We start from the raw sequence: 21,972 nt of genomic DNA, 5'->3' as shown, positions 1-21,972 counted from the left end.
TTATGCTTTAGGCAGAAAAAGTTCTTAAACTTTGATAAAAAAGTTCTAAATTATTTCTAGATATCTTCTTGAAGAATACGACGTTTTTGGTTAGCTCCTACTATATTATTTGAAACCAGAGTTTCAAATTTATTGTAAACATTTTGAGGTAAGAGTAAAAGTAAATAGGCAGCTACTAGTGTCAAAATTGTACTTTTTGGATTTTCCAGAAGAATATGCCAGTCAGCTATTAACGCTCGATTAATTAATTTTACAGCCATTGAACCTTCTCGTAATCGTACTGCATTACGAGCTAAATACTGCAACTGGTAAGCTCTAGCTAGGGTTGCCCCTTGAGTAAATATTTCTGGAGCGTAGGAACGTGTCTTTTCAATTAGCTTTTCCCAAAAATCTAACTGCTTGAGCATATTTGCTGAAAGGCCTTTTGAATTAACCCGATACAAGGTCAAGGGTTCTGGAATGCCTTCTATTTGCCAATTGCTTTTAATGGAAATCCGAATCCAAAATTCGTTATCTTCTGATTGGAGTAAGCGTTCATCAAAATAACAATCTTCATTAGTACCATAAACATTATCTTGGAATTTAATCGCTTCTAGAACTTCTCTGCGCATTACCGCAGCCGAGCCATTACCAATCGGATTGCAACTGAGTAAATAGGACGGTGTGATTTCTTTAAGCTTGGGCATCTGATACGTACCTAAAGCTTGTCCAGCTTCATCAATAAAAGCAGAACGACTGAAGCTAACACCGACTGCTGGTGAATTTTCCAAGTGAGCAATCTGTTTTTCTAACTTTTCTGGCAACCAAAGATCATCTCCATCCAAAAAAGCTAAATATTCTCCTTGAGCATGGCGAATACCAGTATTCCTAGCTCCAGATACCCCTCGATTTGACTGGCGAATAATTTTAATTCTGGGGTCAGTAAATTGCTGACAAATATTTATACTTCTGTCCAAAGAAGCATCATCGATAATTAGAAGCTCGAAATTTGTATAGGTTTGCTCAAGAACAGATTGTACAGTAGCAGCTATATATTTATCGACTCCATAAACCGGAATAATTACAGAAACTTTTTTCATTTTCCAGACTGACTTTAGTTTCAGTTTGCTCTCAGGTTTTACTGGTAGTACAGTAATCTTTGATATGGCAATGGGAATACTATCTAATGGATACGATCGCACCTTCTAGTGATAGCATCTAAAAAAGTGAGATATTTATCCACCTGGCTATCCGTCTAGTTATAGAACGAGTCCCATTTCCTAACTTTTCACCGGATAATCTCAGATATTTACTTCTAGTATGCGTTATTAAAACAAATCTTGTATTTAACAATACATTTTATCCTGCGTGTGGATAGTCTGATTGAAATTCTTAAGCAAGCGATCGCTCCACCATTATCCAGAATCAGACTGAGTAACTATCCCATTGAGTTACCAAGTGGCAAGTACTACAACTTACTTCAACCGATTCTTTTTTCATGAATATTTAATTTTTGAACATGAGTAACGCGAATTTTACTAATAATCTGGAGCAAGTATGCAGAAATATTTTCTACAAGTATTTTTTTCAACAACAATTTAATAATTAGCTTTTGAGTTTCCTTTTTCAGGATAATTTTTGGATATAGCTGAATTGCCTTCCCCAATTTTTTACTTGCTTTTTCAACTCCTTCATAACCTGTAATTCTTGTTAAGCAGAGCCTACAAGAATATCGGTAAACATAAGCTAAACTATGATTTTTCAAGATTTGAATTTCTGGCGCTCCTGATTGAAAAGCTCGCTCCAATACTTTGAACTGGCAGTCTTCCATAAATTCAATTTTAGATGACATTGAATTTGAAGATTGACGATAAAAAATCTGCGGTTTACTAACTACAACAAACGACCATTTTGCAGCTAAACGCAGCCAATAATCCCAATCTGCTGCTCCTGATACTGAAGGTTCAAACTCTCCGACAGATTCAATCGCTTGCTTACGGATTAATGGATTTGAACCACTAGCAATAAAGTTCCAGGTTAATAAATTAGCCAAAACATTACCTTGGAAAAAGATCGGCCGATCCATGTGGCAATTTCCAGTTTGTTCATCCATAAAATAAGTCCAGCTATAAGCAACACCTGCCTCTGGATTTTTCTGCAAAGCTTCTAACTGGAGTTCTAGCTTATCGGCTGTCCATAAATCATCAGCATCAATAAAGGCTATAAAATCTCCCTTGGCATGAGAGATACCACGATTACGAGCTACTGATAAACCCCCATTTTGATAGGAAAAGACTTTTAGACGACTATCTTTTAACTCATCCAGTAGCTTAAGAGTTCCGTCTGTTGAACCATCATTGATAACAATTATCTCAAAATCAGAAAAAGTTTGTTGTTGTACTGAGACAATTGTATCGGCAATTGTGCGCTCAGAATTATAAGCGGGAATAATGACAGATATAGTTGGCATATGATTTCAATAAGTTGCTAAATTTTACTAGCGAATTAGGATCGAAAAGTTGCTTTCTAATAAGAGTCTTTATTGCAGCTTTGGAACCGCAACAGACCTAGCCAAAGAAAAAGGTCGAGTCAAGTACTTAGCAATTCGAGGAGAAAGGACTTGCATTACCAGCCATTTCATTAAATAACGCTGAGTGACTCTTTCTCGCAAAATCTGAGGATATAAAGAAACCGTCTTCCACAATTTGCGACCAGCTTGGTTGACTTGTTCTCTATTAGTCACATGAGCCAGTTCCATCCCCGTTAAATATTGATAGATATTAGCTAGGCTTTGATTTTTCAGATTTTGTAACTCTGGCGGTGCTGCTTGAAAGCCTCTTTCCAAGACAATAAGCAAATATTTCTCCATCTTCTCAACTTTAGTTGACATAGATTTTGAAGAGTGACGATAGAGAATTTGAGGTTTGGGAACTACTGCAAAATCCCAGCGCTGTGCTACACGAAACCAATAATCCCAATCTTCCACAGAAGAAAGCGTTGGGGTCGAATTCTCCAGCAGATTCAATTGCTTGTTTACGAATTAAAGGATTAGAACCATTGGAAATAAAGTTACTGAGTAATAATTTGTCATACACATTACCTTCATAGACTACATTATGACCAGGGTGAAAAATCTCTGCTGTTTCACTCATGTTCAGAGTCCAGCTATAAGCAAGTCCTGCCTCTGGATGTTTTTGTAATGCTGCTAGTTGTAGTTCTAATTTATCAGGTGTCCATAAGTCATCGGCATCGAGAAATGCCATAAACTCTCCAGTGGCATGAGAAATACCACGATTACGAGCTACTGATAGACCAGCATTGCTGTATGAAAAAATCTTGAGACGAGAATCTTCAATAGTCTTCAATAATTCTAAAGTCCGGTCGGTTGAGCCATCATTAATAATAATTAGCTCAAAATCAGAAAAGGTTTGTTGAAGAACGGATTTTATCGTTTCTAAAATAGTGCGTTCAGCATTGTAAGCAGGAATAATAACAGATATAGTTGTCACGTCGCTTCGCTCCGAATTAAAAATTAAAAATTAAAAATTAATGATACCCACAAATAAATTTAGTTGCTCTGTATCATCAGTCGCTTTCGGTCATAGAGCTTAATCAGATAGAAAGTGAAGGATTTTTGTAATTCTTAATGTAGGCACAGAAACCAGTTAGTTTAGGAATAATTCTAATAGTTCTTGCGCAGCCACCTGAATTTGTGAAGGTTCTTTGACAAATCTGCAAAAGGGAATTGAGTAAGTCCAAGCTTGATAAAATGCCTCATTTTTATGGTAAGCATTAGGTAAAAAGACATGAGGAATACCCATAAGAATGCAGAGAATATGTCCGTGTAAGCGGTTTGTAATAATTAGACGATGCTGCTTGAATTGATACATTCCATGATGCATATAACTTAAGGATTTAAGATGCATTGAGGAGTTATATAAGCTATTGAATCCAAAGGAATAATGATGGAAGTATTTCCAAAGATGTCGGTATATCCACTCACCAGGAATCACTGTACCTTTTTGCAAGCCTTCCCGAATTCGCTCCATACGTTCAGTTGTGTCATATTTGAAAGAAGTCCAATCTTCTACAACTAAATTAGGGAGATCGATAGAAGTCTGAGAATTACTTGGATTCAACTCTTTGTCATTTCTATAGTGATATAAAATAGAGTTACTATGGTTAGACTTAGATAAGATACCAGGTAAGTTGACCATTTGAAAAGCCATATCAGGTGCTTTAATTACCTGGCAGTTGTAGAAATATTTTAGAGCAAGTTCATAGCTATATTCGTCACGCACAAACAAAGTCAAATTAGGATGTGAATTGAAGACATTTGCTGCTTCTATTAAATTGCTTTGTTCAACAAAATAAATACTTTGTGGTAGGATAACTATTGGTCGATCTTGGTATTTGGAAATAATCTGTTCGCGAAATTTTTGATGAGCAGTCCAAAGATCGCCTAAATTCCCTCCTCCTTGCAGGAAAATAGGAGATTTTCCAATTCTATCTTCCATTACTTTGCTAGAAAAGTTGTTAGGACTGGCAGTATATTTAATTTTTGTTTTTCGCACATTGATTAAATAAAGTAAAGTACCTAACGCAATCAGATGATCGCCAATATTAGGATAATCAGGATAGTCTAATAATGCACACTCTGGAAATGTCTCTAATTTTTCTAGTGATTTATGCAGAAGTTGTTTTAATTGTTCCGGTTGGGTGGTAGTCATTAATTTTAGTTCCTCCCTGTTATTCGTTATTTTGCAATGAATGTAGCTAGAAAAAGGTATTTTTCTAAAAAGCCAAATTTTTATTTTGCAATTGATAAAGATTGAGTTCTAGATAAAACATATTTACTAGCCCAAATGCTGTAAAGAGGTAATGCTAATATATGAGCCATGAACACCGCAACAGCTACCCAAAAAATTCCCCATTTCACAGCTACTAGTAATGAAATTGTAAAAATCACAGTAAAAATTAGGTTCCAGTAAAGATTAATATGACTTTTATCTACAGAGTTAAGTAACATAGAAGCGCCATCAGCAAATGGGCGTGGTATGGCTGACAAGCAGATAACTATCAAGACTGGAATTGCTGTTATCCACTTTTGCCCAAAAATAATTGGTACATAAAATGGAGCTAGGCTTGACTGTAGCAAAACCAATGGAAATACAATTAAGGCAAATGTTTTGAGGCTACTAAAATAACGTTCTCGAAGCTGCTTAACGTTTCCCCGAGCAGCACAAAGATGGGGGTATAAAGACCAAGTCATTGTATTTATGACATTCATGCTGATTCCTAAGCCAGCATTGAAAGCGAAATAGTAAATTCCTAGCGCCTGGACTCCTAAAAAACGTCCAATAATCAGGTAATCAAGATTAGCTCTTAGCTTATTTAGTAACTCAACGCCAAGAATATTTCTAGCATAACTAACAACTTCCTGCCACTTGTTAAAACTAAAGAACATGGTAGGGTCGCCAAGGATGATTCATCAGATTAATAACAATCCATACTGGAGTCGTTATAACAATAGGTATAACAACAGCCCACATTCCCAGCCCTAATAGAGCTAGACCTATAGTGAGAATATTGATTAGAAACGACTGAGTAGCATTGCATAATGCTATAATTTTTAGGCGGTTCTCTCGCTGGATTAAAGCAGACTGAACTGCAAAGATTGGCAACATTAAATAGACTAATGCCATAATCCAGATAGGTAAGATAACTTGGTTATTACTATAAAACCAAGCTATCGGGAAAGCGGCAGTACACTGAATAATAAACATTACTCCGCATAGTATCCAATTAAGGCAGTAAGATGTCTGACAAATAATTTTTACATCCTTTTCTGATGCCTGAATAATCTTAGAGCCAATTCCAGCTCTTAAGGTAAAAACAGTTGCAAATTCATTAGTAGTCAAAACGATTGCGATCAATCCATAATCGTAGGGATTTAACAGGTGAGATAAAGTAATTGTTGTTCCCAATCGGAAAACACGATTTGCTAACTCTGCTCCACCCATCCAACCAACATTACGCACATATTGACTAGATACTTTTTGCCTTAGCTTTTTGATTAACATGAGGGTATTTTTAAGAGATAATTTATATTTTTTAATTAAATTAAAAATCAAATATAAGCAGTTTCAGGCTTATTTTTAAGAGAAAAATTAGAAGGTTTAACTTCTTCTTTAAATGCAATTCCCATGATAATTAAACCGGGATAATATAAGTAAGCTAAAGCCTCTTGACTATCATTAAATGTAAAAAGTAATAAAGTTATAAGAAAATACAATGCAACTCTGGCAATTATGCTTTTCTCTGCTTTAATCAGCAAAACTATAAAACTCAATAAAATTGGTACTAAAAAAGCAATGAAGCCAACTATACCTTTAACAAACAAGAGACCAAACCAAGTATGGTGAGAGCCGATAGGCATTTCTGCTAATGCTTTAGGCCCTGGTGCTTCTCGAAAACCATGACCCCAGATAGGAGCTTCTTTCCATTTTTCCAAGGCAATTACACCTAAAGCTTCATGCACTCGTGAAGAGTCTGGTCTAGCATTATCAAATGCTTCTTTAGCATCTTTAATAGTACCAAGAAGTACCGTGCTAAAAATACCTGCTAAAAAGCTAAAAAACCCGATCGCAATTTGCGTAGTAGGTTTAGTAATTTTTGTCAGCAACAAAACTAGTATGAAAACTATTGGTAAAGCTATAAAAGATAAGCGAGAAACAGATACTATACTCATCGCTAAAGAGCCGACTAGACCAATGAAGCGCCACTTATTGTTACGTTCTTCAAGAGCAAGGAAGAAGTAGATGTTTCCAATAAGACCTAGCGCAGGTGCCCAAGGTGCAAATAGAAATAGACGGACATTATTCGTACCGTAATCACTACCATAGAAATTTACATTGTAAAAAAGCTCACCATTCTGGATTAATCTTTCAATTGGAGAAGAATATAGGTGTGCAGGCAACTTTAATATCCAAGCTAAATAAAAGAAGGGAATTAAAATCAAACTTTGAAGGCATAATATACAGACGGCTCTATAGATTATTTGTGGTCGAATATTGAGACAGCCGCTTAATGGAAATAGTGCTAGCAAAGCCCAATCTGTAAACCAATTAATTAATGACCTAAGAGTTTGATTTGTACCTACATCATAATTTATACAGCCTACAATCGTAGCGATCGCTATTACCAAAATAGAGACAATCCAAACCCAATGTATCCAATAAACTTTGATTCTTTTTTCAATACTAGTGTGCGTTGTTTGGCTCCAAAGCCGCTTACATAGGTAAAAAAACAGTATCCAGGCTAATAGAAAATTTACAGGATATAAAATACCAATAAAATAAAATACATAGGTACTAATTATCCAATACCAAACAAGACTTTCTTCAAAGTTTTGAGGTTTCATTGTTCCATTCTCTTCCTCTCTGTACTCATAGTCTTATCAGATATTAAATTTTTACGTTCGCGCCACCAAAGTAACACCAGTCCAAGGGATACGAAAAGGGAGCCTAAAGTTGAACCTAGTAAAACCAATTTATCTTTTGGTGAAGTCGGTTTCTCAGGTAATGTAGGCTGTATAACAAGTTGAATCAGTGGATAAGATCCAAAAGTATTCGACTTGCCAATATCCAATCTGGTCAAATTGGAAGAAAAGACCGCTTCCGCAATTTGCGTATTTCGCTTCAGCGAATCCAAGGTGCTTTCCAACTGTGTTAAATTCTTCAGCCTACTCTCAAGCTGGTTAATCTCCTGTTCTATTGCTTGAGCTTGAGCGGTGAATCCCTTTTGGTCTGCTTGAACTGTAACTAATTCTTGGGAAAGAGCGTCTCGAGGAATGCTGTTACCAGAGTTATTGCTACTAAGGCTTAACTGCTTGAGAACTGCCAAAGTGAATTTTCGCCCTAAAAGAGACTGACCTCGAACTAGCAGGGCCTCTTGAGCAGCATCTCTTTTCGCTTTCTCTGTAATTAATATCGGATAGCTAGGCAGAAACTTAGATTCTAAAACTACCACAGAAGCGCTAGCATCACTATAATTTTTTAAGTTCTGTTGAAATATCTGGTCTGTTTGAAGAGTAAAAGCATCTGTAGCTTGTCCAGCAGATAATTTTAAATTATTCGATAGTTGTGCCAGACGAGTAGTAGCCTGTTGCTGTTGACCGATTATTTCAGCTCTTTGTCTGCGGAGCTGTTCAATGTTGGTTGTCAAATCCTTAATTTGATCTTCAGAGTTCAAACCTGAACGTGCTTTGTAATCGGCAAGGCGCTTATGAGCATCTGCTAATTTTTTTTGCGAAGAAATTAGGGAAGTTTGATAACCGGTATCTCTTTGAACAGCTTCTTGATTTCGTAGCATGTTGAGTCTTGCTTGCAAGGCTTTGTAAAAAGCTAAAGATTTATTTTGAGCTTCCTGGGGACTCGCGCCTTCAAAATCAACGCTCATCATGGAAGTATTAATTATTAGCTTGAGCCGAGGTTTGCCAAACTCTTCTAAAGACATATTAAGTTGATCTGCTGCCGCTTTTAATATCGGGTCGCTTTCAGCAATAAATTTATAAATTTCTCTGGGATCTTGAGAAGCAAGAGCAGCATATGGAGACACATTTTCATAATTAGCATAGCCAATGTCTGGTAAATTAATATTGGCATTTGACCATGCTCCCGGCAGATTAATCGCTGAAGAACTAGTATAGGTCGGTGGTGTAAGCTTTAGATAAAGAAAAGTTGCAGTCCAAAATGCTATGTTGGTTGCTATACCTATAAGTAAGTAACGCTGCCAACATCCTTTTCTCGCTACTAATTTTCTCAAACTGCTAGGGTAACCCGCAGAGATTTCTGTATGATTGGCCATTAAAAATCCTTTAAAGTCGGGAACTGGCTGCGGAATTACAAAGTCTAGGTGGGTTTGTGCGATTCGCCTAAGTAAACTTACAGGATCGTACTACATTGTTACTTAAAAATTGATTAATAATTCTTAGTAAAGTTTCCTTCCTAAACAGCAATGACAAAACCGCCTGATGGTCAATATTGCATCCATGCAGACAGCATCCTCTAGGGTTCAATAAAATTATCCACCCGGATATCCACCTAAGTAGGTGCAAATAAAGATAACTAGTGTACCCCTCTGGGGAAGCAAGCTAGCAAGAGCGTCTCCTTCAGGAGAGGGTTGTCATTTGTCATTTGTCCTTGGGAGCTAGTGCGCCCTTGCGCTCTGCCGACTTGTAGCAACTGGCGTTCATTTGTAAGGGTTTTAGATGTATTTACATTTCGTAACTTAGTTAGGTTTTTTCTCGCAGACTTACTTAATTGGACTAACCGAGAAGTATCGATCTGTAGCTGATTTACTTGACTTTAATTTACTTCCTGTAACGTCAATTAAAATAAATACGTGCAAATATCATGAAAATAGCAATGAGCGATCGCCGTTTCTGGAGACTGCTAAGGAAAACAATTTGTATTGCTATAGTTGCGCTGGCTATTGTCGTCAACATTACACCCCTCAAGTCTAGTTGGAGTACTACATCAAGGTATCACTGGACTAATGTCTCTATTGGAGGAGGTGGTTATGTTACAGGCATTTATTTGCATCCACAAGAGCAAAATTTAGCCTACATCAGAACTGATATGGGTGGCTTTTATCGTTGGAATTCAAAAGACTACACATGGATGCCGCTAACAGATATATTTAGCTTGCAATACAGCAATTACTACGGGGGAGAAGCCTTAGCACTTGACCCAAATAACCCAGATATTGTATACATAGCAGCAGGTAAATATACTACTAATCGGGGTAGATTAGGAACAATTTTTAAATCGAGCGATCGCGGTAAAACCTGGAATAAGCTGAAAATAGACTTGCCAATGGGCGGCAATGAAACTAAACGTTGGCTAGGAGAAAGGCTAGCCGTGAATCCCTTTAATTCCAGTGTTATTTTATTTGGCTCGCGATTGAATGGGCTATGGAAGTCTTCAGATGGTGGTACAACATGGGACAAGGTTAGCTCCTTTCCCGAAAAGTCAGAAGCAAAGATTGGAATTGCAGGTATTGTATTTAGCAAAAATGTATCTGGACTAGTCTATGCCAATGCCTATGGAGATGGCATATATGAATCCACTGATGCGGGTGTTACCTGGAGCAAAATCCCAGAAAGCCCATCAAAAGTGAATCGAATGGCTCTAGCAAAAGACAAAGTTCTGTATGTAACGCATAAATCAGGTGTCAGCAAATATGCAAACAGTATTTGGAGCGATATCACACCAAGTAACGCCAAAACTACATTTAATGCCATTGCTGTAGATCCAAACAATCCCAATCATCTTTTAATTGTTTATGACCAGTATGTTTCCACAACAAACAATCGTGTCATATTTGAATCTACTGATGGTGGAGCTACATGGCAACAGAAAAAGCATACATTGAAACCTCAAGTGCCCTGGTGGCCTAAGTGGTATTTTGCCTCCTCAACCTCAGCAATTGAGTTTGACCCAAAAACTGCTGGACGATTATGGTTAACAGACTGGTATGGAACATGGCGGACAGATAACATCAACGCAGAGTCATCTGTTTGGTCAAACTATGAAAAAGGACACGAGCAGCTAGTTAGCTTCGCCCTAGTCTCACCTCGAAGTGGCTCTAAATTGTTGAGCGGTGTTGCTGATACGGATGGGTTTGACCACAGCAATGGGCTAGATGTCTACCCATCTACGCAGTTTGGCGGCAAAAATAGTCCTCGGTTCCAGGATACCTATGGTCTTGCTTATAGCGAAAGCAATCCTTCACAAATGGTACGTGTTGGTGGTAATCGATGGAACAATACTTATACGGGAGCAACTTCGCAAGATGGAGGACTGACATGGAAACAATTTTCCTCGTTTCCGAAGAACACAATCCCGTTGCGTGTAGCCATGTCAGCAACAAATTCAAATCTATTTGTCGCAATTATTAATCAAGGACAGCCTATTCGTACAACCAATGGCGGATGTTCTTGGAGCAAAGTATCAGGATTACCCAAAGGCCCCAAAGGCCCGTGGTACTGGGGTCAACCATTAGTAGCTGACAAATTAGATGGCAACACTTTTTACTACTACAGTGGTGGCAAATTATACCGCAGTAAGAATGGAGGCGCATCCTTTAAGATTGTAAACTCATTATTGCCTTCTGAAAGTTGGTCTATGCTCAAAACAGTTCCGGAGGTTAAAGGCGAAGTTTGGCTCAGTCTTAATTCTCACGGACTTTATCGCTCAACAAATGGCGGTGTGAAATTTGCCCAGATTCCTAAAGTGAAAAAAGCTTATTTATTCGCCCTTGGTAAAGCACCCAAGGGAAGCAAAATTCCTGCACTGTATTTGTATGGGGAAATTGTCGGTATGGGCGAAGGAGTATTTCGCTCTCTCGACAAAGGAAAAACATGGATAAATATCGCCTATTTACACCAACCTATGGGCAATGAGCCTAATGTAATGGAGGCTAGCTGGCAGAAATTTGGACTAGTCTTTATTGGCACTAATGGTAGAGGAATCTACTATGGAACTCCGTAAATAATACTACTCTATACTTATTTCATGCAACTAACAGTTGCAAGAAAACCACGAAGCTCAAAGATTATTAAATTTTATACATTATGTTAATTTTTGTAAAAAAGCTAGTAGTATGTTTTTACGACATTATTTAATACAATTGAGTGTTAATATAAAGGATATTGATATGTAATAGATGTATAGTTAACGCTTTTGAATGATAACTGAACACCAGCAAAGCTTTTGCAGTACTGGTGTATAGAGGTGTTAAGTAGTATTATAGGTAACTTAATTAAGGTGGTAGAGATATTAGGTAGTGATAGCTATTAGCTTGATACCTTTCTTAATTCACCCATCTAGGAAAGGTAATTTTTTAAACCCTCTGCATACTAGTATTTTACTACTAGTGTTGTTTTTATTTGGACAGCAAGTCTTCAACCTCTTGATTGCACAACTAAATCATCAGGCATATAACCAGATAACCCATGCTTTATTCATCGGGCGAGAAGGAGAACGTCTACTCAATGCTGTAATCGATAATCAAGAAAAAGGTTTTCTAGAAAATTCTAGTCAGGGACGAACTAATCCGATAAATTATCGTCAGAAAAGGCCCAGCTTCCACAACAGCTTCAACCATCTGTACAATCTCGTACAAGACAACCCTGCTCAAATAAAGCAACTGGATAAAATTAAATATATCTATAACCAGTGGCAAAAGGAGTTGAAGCAAAAAGCGCTTTCTGGTTCTGTAAGGAATTCTGCTTTGACAAAAAGCACTTTATTTGATTCTTTGCATAACGAGATTGAGAAACTCATTCAGCACGAAGAGATGCTTTTGAGAGTTCGCAAAAATCGTATACAGTACTTGAATAGTATTAACACTACGATCAATATTTTCAGCACATTAATCATTTTATTAGTAGCAATTTTAAATCTCCAGTTGTTGCATTGTCGAGTCAAACTTCCATTAAACAAATTGACACAAGTTTGTAAACTTTGGCAAGCGGGACAAATGGAAGTGCAACTATCCCATTCTTCTATAGATGAGATCGGGCAACTAGCTGGAGTTCTTAACGCGATGGCTGATAAGACTCGTCACCGTCAACAAAGTATTGAGGTGCGTAACCAACAGCTTGAAGACATGATGTCTGCACTTTCCCACGACCTACGTATTCCTTTACTTGCGACTCGTAACACTTTAGACTGTATGCTTAAAGGAGCTTTTGGTTCAGTCAATGACACTTGGAAGGAAGTTTTTGAAGAATACCATGAAGCTAATGAGGATCTGCTTAAGCTTGTGGAACTTTTGTTAGATATCTCCCGTTATGAAGCAGGCAGCGCTTGTTTAATGTGCGATCGCCTAAACTGGGAAAAGATTTTAATTAAAGTAATTAGTCAGATAAAAGCAACATCTACACGTGAGTTAGCCTTCGTTTGTAAAACTTCTCAATTGCTGCCGGCTGTCTATGGCGATCAACTAGAAATTCAAAGAGTTTTACAAAACTTACTTGATAATGCTGTACGGGTAAGTAAGCCTAACGGGGAAATTCTGATTGAGATAACGCCTTATCAAGAAGAACAAGTGCGGATTTCGGTGCGCGATCGCGGTCCAGGAATTGCACCACAAGCTCAGGAAAAGCTGTTCCACCGCTTTATTCAAGGACGAGGGCATCGGGGAAGAAGTGGGCTTGGTCTGTACTTATGTCGTCAAATTATTGAGGCTCACGGAGGAAACATTGGTGTTGAAAGTTCTCTTGGAGAAGGAAGTACTTTCTGGTTTACTCTCCCAAGTGCCATAAATCAAGTTGATAGTAACGATGAACAGAATATAAACAGATGTAGTAATAATGATACCTAATATTAACAAAGAGAAAACTGTACAGGTTCTATTAGTTGACGATCACGCTTTAATCCGCCGAGGGATGAAAGGGCAATTTAGCCTAGAACCTGGTTTTAGTATAGTTGGAGAAGCATTGGACGGTGGAGAGGCTGTTGAATTAGCTAGTCAACTCCAACCAGATGTAGTTTTAATGGATATCGATCTACCAGTTATGGATGGGATTACAGCCACCCAGCACATAAAAAGTAACTGCTTGACTACTTGTGTTCTAGCCTTAAGTGCCTTCGACGACGATATTCAGGTCATGGGAATGCTTGCAGCTGGTGCTGATGGTTACTGTCTTAAAACCATTGAATGGGAACAGCTCATCGCCGTTATTCAATTGATACTTCAAGGTGGTGCTTATTTAGATCCTCTAATCGCTCAAAAAGTTGCTCGGATGCTGAGGTCTACCGCTGTCGTTCCCGATGTTTCTGTATCTCAGGTAATAGCGCAACCTATTCTCAGTAATCGCGAACGCGAGATTCTTAAACTTATTGCACAGGGGCGCTCAAACCAGCAGATTGCAAACCAACTCTACCTCTCACTCGGAACCGTTAAGTCTTATGTACGTATGATTCTCAACAAACTTAGCGTTGACGATCGCGTTCAAGCAGCAGCTTTAGCTGTACGCCAAGGGCTGATTTAAGCTTAGAGGAATTTATGTAAACAGTCAGATAATTCTGTCAAAGTGGTAGCCAGTGGTGAGATGTTATTCACAAGTTGTTCTGACCACAAAATGTAAGGCTGAAGTAGTTGATGCTGGAAGTGCTCAGGTATGGGTAGACATAGTACTAATACATGAGGTTTAAACAAAGCGATCTCTTCCGGCGTGGGAATACAATAATATGGAAAAACTTCTGCATTTTGTTTGAGGCAATGACTGCTGACGCGTTGCACGGTCATAACATTTTTACCAATAACCATAATTCGGTGTCTTTTCATATATCTACACTTATCTGCAAATGGAAAATTCCTACTAGAAAATGGTTTTAGCGATCGCAAAGGAAGTGCGATGGCGTAACCGTCCAGCGTAGCCGATCGTCAGCGTTGAATAAACGTAACAATAAGGCTTTGGGCGAATAAGTTGAGCTAAATCATCAGTTAAGAGCAAAAAGATAGAAAGAAGAAAGATTTATTTTTCTCAAAGAGGCTCAAGTCATTAACAGATAAGAAGCATAAGCAATTAAATGGCAATCTTACAACTTTACAGACTGCCATTATTACTTGACTATGGCAATGACAAGATAAACAAAACTTCTCACTCATTACTGGAAATATTTTCACTCAACATATCATCTGTTTAACATCAATTCTGTGTGGCAATAATTGTTGGTTATTTTATTTCTTTACTTGTCAAAGCTCTGATTTTTTTGGTTTTTATGTCCTGTAGTCAGTCAATCGGCGTTAAAAAACAAAGCTATGTAAAGAAATGTAACTTCACCGAATAGCTTAGAAATTGGTTATTGTATAGGTTTGAAAAAATTAAACATACCTTTGCTTTATTGTACCTACTTACCTGATTATGAAATTTAGATTATCTGTACGCCACAGCCAAACGGATAGTTAGCTGGATAATTTTATTCCTCATTAGGACACTGTATAAAAAATAATTTAAGTAGCCATCAGATAGTATTTTGCATCGGTATTTGCGTACGAAAGTATACGTAGGTTTCGCGAGGTTTTGACTCAACCTTGTGAATAAACTCTCAATTCGGATCGAATGTTTTATGGTACTTACACATTAAAAAGTTAAGTATCTCAAAAGGCCTAATCGATCAAAAGTTTCAGTTTTGTTGCAGGTAATGTTCGCTTAGCAGCAGCCATAATTCTTTGTGTCAATTAATGTATAACCTGTCAGTAAATTTCCGGTGAGCAGAAAATATGGGCAATGCTCTGAATTCTACTATTTTGCAACTCTAGATGGCGAGCATTAAATTATATGGCAGACCGAGTTAATTTTCTCGATACTGATTTTGATCGTATGCCTTTATATGAGGCAATTGAACTATTACTGATGCAGTTGCTGAAGCGGCAGGGTGGTCGAGTGTATTATGCTAACGCCCACACGATGGTAACTGCTGCCAAAAACCCAGCATTGGCAAAAGCCTTAGAGCAGAGTGATTTGTTGTTGGCAGATGGGAGCGGAGTTCGTTGGGGTAGCGCTTTGTTGGGTACACCATTGGTGCATAATCTCAATGGCACTGATTTAGTTCCGGCTTTGTGCAAAGAAGGGGCAGCAAAAGGTTTATCAGTTTATTTTCTCGGTGGTAAGCCAGGTGTCGCTGAAGAAGCGGCAGCTAACCTCAAGAAAGCCTATTCTGGGTTGATAATTGCCGGAACTCAGCACGGCTATTTTCCTGAATCACAAACGCAGCAAGTATTAGAAGCTATTCGGATAGCCCGCCCCCACCTGCTGTTAGTGGCGATGGGCGTACCCCTACAGGAAATTTGGATTAACCAATACGCTAGTCAATTGCCTCGTATCACTTGTATGGGTGTGGGGGGGTCTGTTCGATTTTATGGCTGAACGTGTGGCCCGTGCCCCCTATCCAATTCGTTCTGTTGGTATGGAGTGGCTGTGGCGACTGGCAATGGAACCGACTCGACTTTGGCAGCGCTATCTTCTAGGCAACTTTATCTTTTTACGTTTAGTACTAACCTACGCGTTTGCTCGACGCCAAAGTGAAGAACAAAGTAGCCAAATCACATTAGCTACAAGAAATAAGTCTGGATTTGAAAACGATTTGAACTTTTAATTCATCACCAAGACTGATTAAAAGTTGCTTGTAACACTACTCTTTGGGTGATTCATCTAGTCAAAGTAAATTTTATAAATAGTTCAAGCTTAACCGCTTTACTTAAGGGGGTTTTGATATGCAAGTTGATATGCAAGTTTTAGATGATATCCATACTCTTCCTAAAGTTAAAGTTCCAGTTCATCCTTCTGTAATCAGTAAAGCCAAGCGAATGATTGACATCTTAGGTGCTGTTATTGGGCTATCGATTACACTATTCTTAGCAATTCCGATTGCGATCGCGATTAAGTTAGATAGCCCAGGCTCTATATTTTACAGTCAAATTCGCTGTGGTTTGAATGGGCATCACTTCCGAATTTGGAAGTTCCGTTCGATGTCAGTTGGAGCTGACCAACTTAAGCATCTAGTTAAGAATGAAGCTCAAAGCGATCGGATATTCAAAAATGAGAATGATCCCCGCATTACCTGTGTAGGAAAGTTTCTTCGCCGCACTAGCTTAGATGAACTTCCTCAGTTTTGGAACGTGCTGCTGGGGGAAATGAGTCTAGTCGGTACCCGCCCTCCTACTCCTAATGAAGTAATACACTACTCAAAGCACCACTGGGAACGTTTGAATGTCAAGCCGGGTATGACTGGTGAATGGCAGGCTCATGGTCGCTCCAGTATTAAAGACTTTGAAGATATTGTTCACATGGACTTAGACTACCAACGTAAGTGGTCTATCGTTTATGATATTAGTTTAATCTTCAAAACTTTAAAAGTTGTGTCATCAAATAAGAGCAGTGCTTGCTAACGTACTGCGATCTACTTCTAGTGCTAAATAAAAACTTACTTCTTGTGATTGATGAGGCGATGCGGCTGCTGTCATTATTAAAAGAGAGCGATCGCACCTGGGCAATTAAACGACGTTTGACAGCAGATTGTGACTTTTCCTGATGGCGAGAGGCTGTTGGTCAATAACGAGAAGAAGTATACTTTTAGCAGAAGGTACAGGATGAGCGGTTGGGAGTATGTCAATGCACTTTTGCTTTGAACCGATGAATGCGGCTGAGGCAGAAAAACTTACTCGCTGGCATTATCAGCCACCTTACCAAATGTATAACAGTACATCTGATGAAACACTAATTGGGTCGTTTATAGACCCTGAAAACGCTTACTATAGCATTCTTGACAATGGGGAACTGGTTGGTTTTTGCTGCTTTGGTAAGGAGGCTGAAGTCCCAGGAGGTGATTATGCAAAGGACTCACTCGACATTGGTTTGGGAGTGCGCCCCGACCTCACGGGTCAGGGAAGGGGACAGATGTATATTGCAGATGTCCTCAATTTTGCACGTTCAAAGTTTAATCCCACCCTATTTCGCATTACAGTGGCAGCATTTAATAAACGTGCGATCGAAGCATGGAAAAAAGCCGGATTCCGACAGGTACAATCATTTCAAGCACTAGATGATAAGGAACTATTTATTATACTGGTGCCGCATATTTGAGAAGTCTACTGTAGAACGACGAATTATTTGATCAGAATGGCAGATTGTTTGTCATCAATCTAAATTTTTCTAGGTTTCTTGTTCCAGCAATTTCTATAACTTCATGCCAGAAATCCTAAAAATTAGATACTGAATGCTTACGCGACTTGACTACTTTACTCAACTTCCTCACAATGAATTAACAGCTTTTCCATCGCTTCTGCTAGAGAAATCAATTCTGTCCAAGAGGAACCACTAACTAAACTTTGGGCGTGAGCTAATCGGTTTCGCAACTGTTCAGCAGACTTGAGGAAACGTTCTCCAAACCGTTTTGATTTTAGTCCTAGTTGCTGAAGAAGTTCTGGTTGATTTAAAATCAACTCTCGCTTATCACAGAATTGCAGATAATCTAACAAATCGGTGGCTTCGTTTCTTTCCTGACTCTCTCGCCATAATCGTTGAGCAACTTCTAAGCGTTCAGGTTTAAGGACTTTTTGCCAAGAATCTTGAGGATAGTAAATCCGCACCAGCCGCAGCAAATTCATTTCTAGCAGCGTTACTAAGCCAAACAGTAGCATTCGCACGGGTGCTTTCTGCAAATCACCACAGGTAACAATACCACTTACTTGATTGCAATCCAAGACAAACAATCGCGGAGTTTGCTGCAAAATGGGTAGCAACTTGATCAGTGGAGTGGAAATGGCAATTAGTTCTTTGGGATGAAACACCCGTTGATAGTCGCTACATTTACCTTTTTTGCCTGGGATCAAACTAGAGCGTTCTACATAACCGCTAATAATATCTCCCGTCTCCACGCCGATAACATCAAAATTTTGTGCTTGCATCCAATGCAGCACTTCTTTCGCCTCCGCATCAGCTGGCATAGCTTTTAGGGGTTCTGCTACGTATTCAATGGTGATATTGTTCTCAAATAAACTCCGCAGGTCTTGAGAACGTGATTTTAGGTGTTTCATCCCCCAGCTGTGAACTCAGGTTAAATAATCCTACGACACTCACGCGATGTCTGCGACGGGCTACGCCTACGCCAGTGGAATTTTCTGTTAGATTATCCTTGCGTAAGCGTAGCTACCCCAACAAATACCATCTTAGTTGGTATCATTTTAGTGATGATTTAGACAATCTCAAGTAACAAAATATTTCGCATCTAGAAAAAAATAAATATATATGTAGTTAACTATATGAGAATAGTTGATTAATTGCGGTAAAAATGCCGAAAATCCCGACAAAAAAATGTTATTACTAAAACGACGTATCGAATTGATACTTGATAGAATTTTACCAAGATAACCAAAATTGATAATAATATTATTATGCCAAGAAAAGAACAAGGATGGGTTACATTTCAAACCTCAGAGGACGAGCGGAAGATTCTAGAGGAGTTCTGCGAACAGTCTCAACGCACTAAGACTGAGATTCTGCGGGAACTGGTGCGTAGTCTCACTCAGCAAAGCTTGGTACCAATATCACCACCAACTCACCAAGAACAACAGGAAGATATCTACTACACTCAAAAGCCTGACATAGAAAGTAGTATTCAAAAGAAATCACTAAAAGTTAGCTCTCGCAATATTCTTAAAGGTGTAATTAAACGAGTTGTTTATGGAGCAGTTAATAGTGAGGTTACTCTGGAGATTATTCACAAAGTAGAATTAACTTCGATTATCACCAGAGCTTCCGCAGAAGAGTTGGAATTATCTGAGGGAAAAGAAGCTTATGCAGTTATTAAATCTAACGATATTGTCATTGCTAGGGAATAGAAATACATTGATTATGGGTGTTATATCAGGTTTGGTTAAACACTTATAATATCTGTATGTTGGGTTTCGTTCTTCAACCCAACATTAATTGTTTCGTTATTTATGTTGGGTTTCACTGTCGTACCCCTACGGAGAAGCAAGCTACAGCCCAACCTACATTGATAGGTTTTATTATAACTAATCACCCAAACTTGATATTAGATATTAAGAGAATAAGCTTTATTCACTAAGATTTTAAAGAATTGAGTATATATAGTTGATGCGATCGCTGATGTAATAGCTCTTTTTGTGTAAATGTAATACAGCATAGGGTAGCACAGTTATTCTACCCTACTGAAGTTGACACTGATAACAGATGTGCCATCCTACCCTTGCACCACGAAATCTGATGCACTGAGAGTTGGCGCACTAGTCAGAGTTGCAAATAGACCGCCATTGCCAAAACCAGCCGCACTACCATTTTGGTTGTAGAACAACTGCCCACTCACAGCGTCGTAGATAATTTTTGCTGTGCTGGTCGCGACTGAAGAAGTAATTTTAAAATCACTGGCATTACTAAAACCCGTTCCTGCAGTTGAAGCGATCGCACTAAAAGTAGTTTTATCTAGAATAATCTTATCGCCTTGGGAATGCTTGAAATCAGCGATCGCATCTACACCAACAGCAACACTGGCAAAAGCAGCATTGGTGTTGTACAGGAAAGAGTCGGCACCCGCACCACCTGTAAGAATATCATCGCCAGCACCACCGATGAGAATATCATCGCCAGCACCACCCCGCAGCAAGTCGTTGCCACTCAAGCCGTCGATAGTGTCGTTACCCCCCTGAGCATTAATCACATCAGCGGAGTTGTCAAAACCCGTGATGTTATTGTTAAGGTCATTGAGGAATGTCACACTGTTGCTGTTAAAGATACTACTAAAATTCCAGTTGGCATTGAAGACATCATAACTGTCCCTGATAAAAACTTCTTCGTCAAACGATATATTACCAATGCCTACTAATATTCTAGGAGATTCGGGCGGAAGATTTTCCAAGTTTTCCAACTGAAAGTTTTCCAGGGTGACTTTGGTATTTGCAACGTCTTCAAAGGTGAGTTCCAAGTTATTACCATTTTGAGTTAGTTGCAGATTCCGGGCAGTTAAGCCAGCGCCGATAAATTGCAACGTGTCTGAAGAGGCAGTCATCAACAGTGACCCAGTGCCCACACCACCAAAGTCAGTGATGGTCTTATTGCCATCGCCGACTCGGACAACAAAAGAATCATTGTCAGTACCACCAACAAGAGTATCATCGCCAGTACCACCAACAAGAGTGTCATCACCAGTACCACCCCGCAGCAGGTCGTTGCCACTCAAGCCGTCGATGCTGTCATTACCTCCTTGGGCATTAATCACATCATTGGAATCGTCAAAACCTGTAATGTTGTTATTCAAGTCATTGAGGAAAGTGACGGTGTTTTTGTTGAATAACGTAGTTTGAGTGGAATTAGCATTAATCACATCAAAGCTGTCGTGGATAAATGGTTGTTCGTCAAATTCCCCAAATAGAATATTACCGATAGCAGGTCTTGCTGTCGATGCAGGTAGGTTATCCAGGTTTTGTAGCTGAAAGTTTTGCAGAATGACTTTGGTATTTGCTACACCCTCAAAGGTGAGTTCTAAGTTGTTGCCATTTTGAGTTAGTTGCAGATTGCTGACGCTCAAGTCAAGATACCCAGAAAATTGCAACCTGTCTAATTCGCCAATCACCGACGCTGATGGGTTTGCTCCAGTACCAATACCATCAAAATCAGTAATGATGTCAATGCCATCTCCTTCCCGAATAATAAAGTTGTCATTTCCACCGTTACCTGTCAAGGTATCATTACCAGCTAGTCCGTTAAAAGTTTCGTTGTTGGGAGTACCGATGAGGTTATCGTTTTGATCGGTGCCGTTGAAGTCAAGGGTAGGGGTAGCACTGCCATAGATGACATAGCTTTGTCCAGCTTGGAGGTTGCCGTTAGGAGAGGACAGCCATGCTCCAATAATCAAGTCGCCAATGCCATCACCGTTAATATCCCCCGCATTGCTAACCGATCTGCCTGCCTCACGAATGCCACTAATGGCGCCATTGATGGCGAAGCCGTTAGTACCATTCAGAGAAGAGAGGTCGAAAGTGCCGCCACTACCCACATTTTTCCCCCCATACACCACGTAGCTTTGCGAAGCACCAATTGCTCCAATAATTAAGTCGTCAATGCCATCATCGTTAGTATCTCCCGCATTGCTGACTGAAAAACCTGAATAGCTTGATGAATTAATGCCATTTCTGTAATAATACCAGTTCAAAAATGTTTGCGACAGATACCCCACCTACGCTAACACGCACCCTCCTTTTAGCAACTACGGTTTACAACACACAAATCTCTTGACCTGTAATGGCATTGCATCGCATAACAATGGCATTGCATCGCATAACAATGGCATTGCATTGACTGACAATGGCATTGCATTGACTGACAATGGCATTGCATTGACTGACAATGCTATTGCATCGACTAACAATGCTATTTCTCTCGTTTCCATGCTTTGTATG

At 39.0% G+C, this 21,972-nt stretch carries 20 protein-coding genes and 1 pseudogene; 9 read left to right on the top strand and 12 right to left on the bottom strand.

Annotated features, from left to right (window positions below):
- Positions 1-56: 56 nt before the first annotated feature.
- From NSTCB13_RS04910 to NSTCB13_RS04875, 8 genes and pseudogenes are all read right to left on the bottom strand, one after another.
- A complete protein-coding gene (locus tag NSTCB13_RS04910; RefSeq protein WP_448271535.1) occupies positions 57-1,079 on the bottom strand; it encodes a glycosyltransferase family 2 protein in 1,023 nt (340 codons plus the stop codon).
- Positions 1,080-1,459: 380 nt separating this feature from the next.
- Positions 1,460-2,449 carry a glycosyltransferase family 2 protein gene (locus tag NSTCB13_RS04905; protein WP_448271534.1) on the bottom strand — a complete coding sequence of 330 codons (990 nt, stop codon included), beginning with the start codon at positions 2,447-2,449 and terminating at the stop codon, positions 1,460-1,462.
- A 69-nt stretch (positions 2,450-2,518) separates the two neighbouring features.
- Positions 2,519-2,869: a hypothetical protein gene (locus tag NSTCB13_RS04900; protein ID WP_448271533.1), complete on the bottom strand. Its 351-nt coding sequence runs from the start codon at positions 2,867-2,869 to the stop codon at positions 2,519-2,521.
- Positions 2,859-3,488: a glycosyltransferase family 2 protein gene (locus tag NSTCB13_RS04895; RefSeq protein ID WP_448271532.1), complete on the bottom strand. Its 630-nt coding sequence runs from the start codon at positions 3,486-3,488 to the stop codon at positions 2,859-2,861. The genes NSTCB13_RS04900 and NSTCB13_RS04895 overlap by 11 nt, the downstream gene beginning before the upstream one ends.
- A gap of 156 nt (positions 3,489-3,644) precedes the next feature.
- Entirely contained in the window at positions 3,645-4,709 is a 1,065-nt protein-coding gene (locus NSTCB13_RS04890) for a polysaccharide pyruvyl transferase family protein (protein WP_448271531.1), read from the bottom strand.
- A gap of 80 nt (positions 4,710-4,789) precedes the next feature.
- Positions 4,790-6,062: pseudogene (locus NSTCB13_RS04885) on the bottom strand (lipopolysaccharide biosynthesis protein).
- A gap of 47 nt (positions 6,063-6,109) precedes the next feature.
- Positions 6,110-7,402, bottom strand: a complete 1,293-nt coding sequence (locus NSTCB13_RS04880) for an O-antigen ligase family protein (RefSeq protein ID WP_445628584.1) — start codon at positions 7,400-7,402, stop codon at positions 6,110-6,112.
- A complete protein-coding gene (locus NSTCB13_RS04875; protein WP_445628583.1) occupies positions 7,399-8,847 on the bottom strand; it encodes a GumC family protein in 1,449 nt (482 codons plus the stop codon). Before NSTCB13_RS04875 ends, NSTCB13_RS04880 begins: the two co-directional genes overlap by 4 nt.
- Before the next feature lie 548 nt (positions 8,848-9,395).
- Between NSTCB13_RS04875 and NSTCB13_RS04870 the strand changes: the two genes are divergently transcribed.
- From NSTCB13_RS04870 to NSTCB13_RS04860, 3 genes are all read left to right on the top strand, one after another.
- Entirely contained in the window at positions 9,396-11,534 is a 2,139-nt protein-coding gene (locus NSTCB13_RS04870; protein ID WP_448271529.1) for a WD40/YVTN/BNR-like repeat-containing protein, read from the top strand.
- Between the two features lie 385 nt (positions 11,535-11,919).
- Positions 11,920-13,371: an ATP-binding protein gene (locus NSTCB13_RS04865; RefSeq protein WP_448271528.1), complete on the top strand. Its 1,452-nt coding sequence runs from the start codon at positions 11,920-11,922 to the stop codon at positions 13,369-13,371.
- The gene (locus NSTCB13_RS04860; protein WP_448268831.1) at positions 13,361-14,041 is read left to right on the top strand and encodes a response regulator; all 681 of its coding nucleotides are present in this window, start codon (positions 13,361-13,363) and stop codon (positions 14,039-14,041) included. The genes NSTCB13_RS04865 and NSTCB13_RS04860 overlap by 11 nt, the downstream gene beginning before the upstream one ends.
- A 2-nt stretch (positions 14,042-14,043) precedes the next feature.
- On the opposite strand, the gene NSTCB13_RS04855 is transcribed toward NSTCB13_RS04860, so the two are convergent.
- Together NSTCB13_RS04855 and NSTCB13_RS04850 are read right to left on the bottom strand one after the other, a co-directional pair.
- Positions 14,044-14,337: a hypothetical protein gene (locus NSTCB13_RS04855; protein ID WP_448268830.1), complete on the bottom strand. Its 294-nt coding sequence runs from the start codon at positions 14,335-14,337 to the stop codon at positions 14,044-14,046.
- Positions 14,338-14,371: 34 nt separating this feature from the next.
- Complete coding sequence (locus NSTCB13_RS04850) at positions 14,372-14,506, bottom strand: hypothetical protein (RefSeq protein WP_448268828.1); 135 nt, start codon at positions 14,504-14,506, stop codon at positions 14,372-14,374.
- Positions 14,507-15,334: 828 nt separating this feature from the next.
- Between NSTCB13_RS04850 and NSTCB13_RS04845 the strand changes: the two genes are divergently transcribed.
- From NSTCB13_RS04845 to NSTCB13_RS04825, 5 genes are all read left to right on the top strand, one after another.
- Entirely contained in the window at positions 15,335-15,922 is a 588-nt protein-coding gene (locus tag NSTCB13_RS04845; protein WP_448271527.1) for a WecB/TagA/CpsF family glycosyltransferase, read from the top strand.
- The gene (locus NSTCB13_RS04840) at positions 15,915-16,151 is read left to right on the top strand and encodes a WecB/TagA/CpsF family glycosyltransferase (protein WP_448271525.1); all 237 of its coding nucleotides are present in this window, start codon (positions 15,915-15,917) and stop codon (positions 16,149-16,151) included. Before NSTCB13_RS04845 ends, NSTCB13_RS04840 begins: the two co-directional genes overlap by 8 nt.
- Positions 16,152-16,269: 118 nt before the next feature.
- Positions 16,270-16,944 (top strand): sugar transferase, encoded by a 675-nt coding sequence (locus NSTCB13_RS04835; RefSeq protein ID WP_445628577.1) that lies wholly within the window; start codon positions 16,270-16,272, stop codon positions 16,942-16,944.
- A 20-nt stretch (positions 16,945-16,964) separates the two neighbouring features.
- The gene (locus NSTCB13_RS04830) at positions 16,965-17,087 is read left to right on the top strand and encodes a hypothetical protein (RefSeq protein WP_448268827.1); all 123 of its coding nucleotides are present in this window, start codon (positions 16,965-16,967) and stop codon (positions 17,085-17,087) included.
- Positions 17,088-17,161: 74 nt separating this feature from the next.
- Positions 17,162-17,638, top strand: a complete 477-nt coding sequence (locus tag NSTCB13_RS04825; RefSeq protein WP_448271524.1) for a GNAT family N-acetyltransferase — start codon at positions 17,162-17,164, stop codon at positions 17,636-17,638.
- Between the two features lie 155 nt (positions 17,639-17,793).
- Here the strand turns inward: NSTCB13_RS04825 and NSTCB13_RS04820 are convergent, their stop codons facing one another.
- Positions 17,794-18,591, bottom strand: coding sequence for a hypothetical protein (locus NSTCB13_RS04820; protein ID WP_094352776.1), 798 nt, complete (start codon positions 18,589-18,591; stop codon positions 17,794-17,796).
- A gap of 357 nt (positions 18,592-18,948) precedes the next feature.
- On the opposite strand from NSTCB13_RS04820, the gene NSTCB13_RS04815 reads away from it, so the two are divergent.
- Entirely contained in the window at positions 18,949-19,395 is a 447-nt protein-coding gene (locus tag NSTCB13_RS04815) for a TOBE domain-containing protein (RefSeq protein ID WP_445628574.1), read from the top strand.
- A gap of 365 nt (positions 19,396-19,760) precedes the next feature.
- Here NSTCB13_RS04815 and NSTCB13_RS04810 read toward each other — a convergent pair whose 3' ends face one another.
- Entirely contained in the window at positions 19,761-21,725 is a 1,965-nt protein-coding gene (locus tag NSTCB13_RS04810) for a hypothetical protein (protein ID WP_448271523.1), read from the bottom strand.
- Positions 21,726-21,972 lie beyond the last annotated feature (247 nt).

The organism is Nostoc sp. DSM 114160, assembly GCF_053470305.1.
The sequence above is the reverse complement of the archived record's forward strand: the minus strand, read 5'-3'. Positions and strand labels throughout refer to the sequence as shown.

What these genes read in the sequence shown, in the direction of transcription:
- NSTCB13_RS04910 (WP_448271535.1), bottom strand. Translation starts at nt 1,079, where the DNA reads ATGAAAAAAGTTTCTGTAATTATTCCGGTTTATGGAGTCGATAAATAT.
- NSTCB13_RS04905 (WP_448271534.1), bottom strand. Translation starts at nt 2,449, where the DNA reads ATGCCAACTATATCTGTCATTATTCCCGCTTATAATTCTGAGCGCACA.
- NSTCB13_RS04900 (WP_448271533.1), bottom strand. Translation starts at nt 2,869, where the DNA reads ATGTCAACTAAAGTTGAGAAGATGGAGAAATATTTGCTTATTGTCTTG.
- NSTCB13_RS04890 (WP_448271531.1), bottom strand. Translation starts at nt 4,709, where the DNA reads ATGACTACCACCCAACCGGAACAATTAAAACAACTTCTGCATAAATCA.
- NSTCB13_RS04880 (WP_445628584.1), bottom strand. Translation starts at nt 7,402, where the DNA reads ATGAAACCTCAAAACTTTGAAGAAAGTCTTGTTTGGTATTGGATAATT.
- NSTCB13_RS04875 (WP_445628583.1), bottom strand. Translation starts at nt 8,847, where the DNA reads ATGGCCAATCATACAGAAATCTCTGCGGGTTACCCTAGCAGTTTGAGA.
- NSTCB13_RS04870 (WP_448271529.1), top strand. Translation starts at nt 9,396, where the DNA reads ATGAAAATAGCAATGAGCGATCGCCGTTTCTGGAGACTGCTAAGGAAA.
- NSTCB13_RS04860 (WP_448268831.1), top strand. Translation starts at nt 13,361, where the DNA reads ATGATACCTAATATTAACAAAGAGAAAACTGTACAGGTTCTATTAGTT.
- NSTCB13_RS04855 (WP_448268830.1), bottom strand. Translation starts at nt 14,337, where the DNA reads ATGAAAAGACACCGAATTATGGTTATTGGTAAAAATGTTATGACCGTG.
- NSTCB13_RS04845 (WP_448271527.1), top strand. Translation starts at nt 15,335, where the DNA reads ATGGCAGACCGAGTTAATTTTCTCGATACTGATTTTGATCGTATGCCT.
- NSTCB13_RS04840 (WP_448271525.1), top strand. Translation starts at nt 15,915, where the DNA reads ATGGCTGAACGTGTGGCCCGTGCCCCCTATCCAATTCGTTCTGTTGGT.
- NSTCB13_RS04835 (WP_445628577.1), top strand. Translation starts at nt 16,270, where the DNA reads ATGCAAGTTGATATGCAAGTTTTAGATGATATCCATACTCTTCCTAAA.
- NSTCB13_RS04825 (WP_448271524.1), top strand. Translation starts at nt 17,162, where the DNA reads ATGTCAATGCACTTTTGCTTTGAACCGATGAATGCGGCTGAGGCAGAA.
- NSTCB13_RS04820 (WP_094352776.1), bottom strand. Translation starts at nt 18,591, where the DNA reads ATGAAACACCTAAAATCACGTTCTCAAGACCTGCGGAGTTTATTTGAG.
- NSTCB13_RS04815 (WP_445628574.1), top strand. Translation starts at nt 18,949, where the DNA reads ATGCCAAGAAAAGAACAAGGATGGGTTACATTTCAAACCTCAGAGGAC.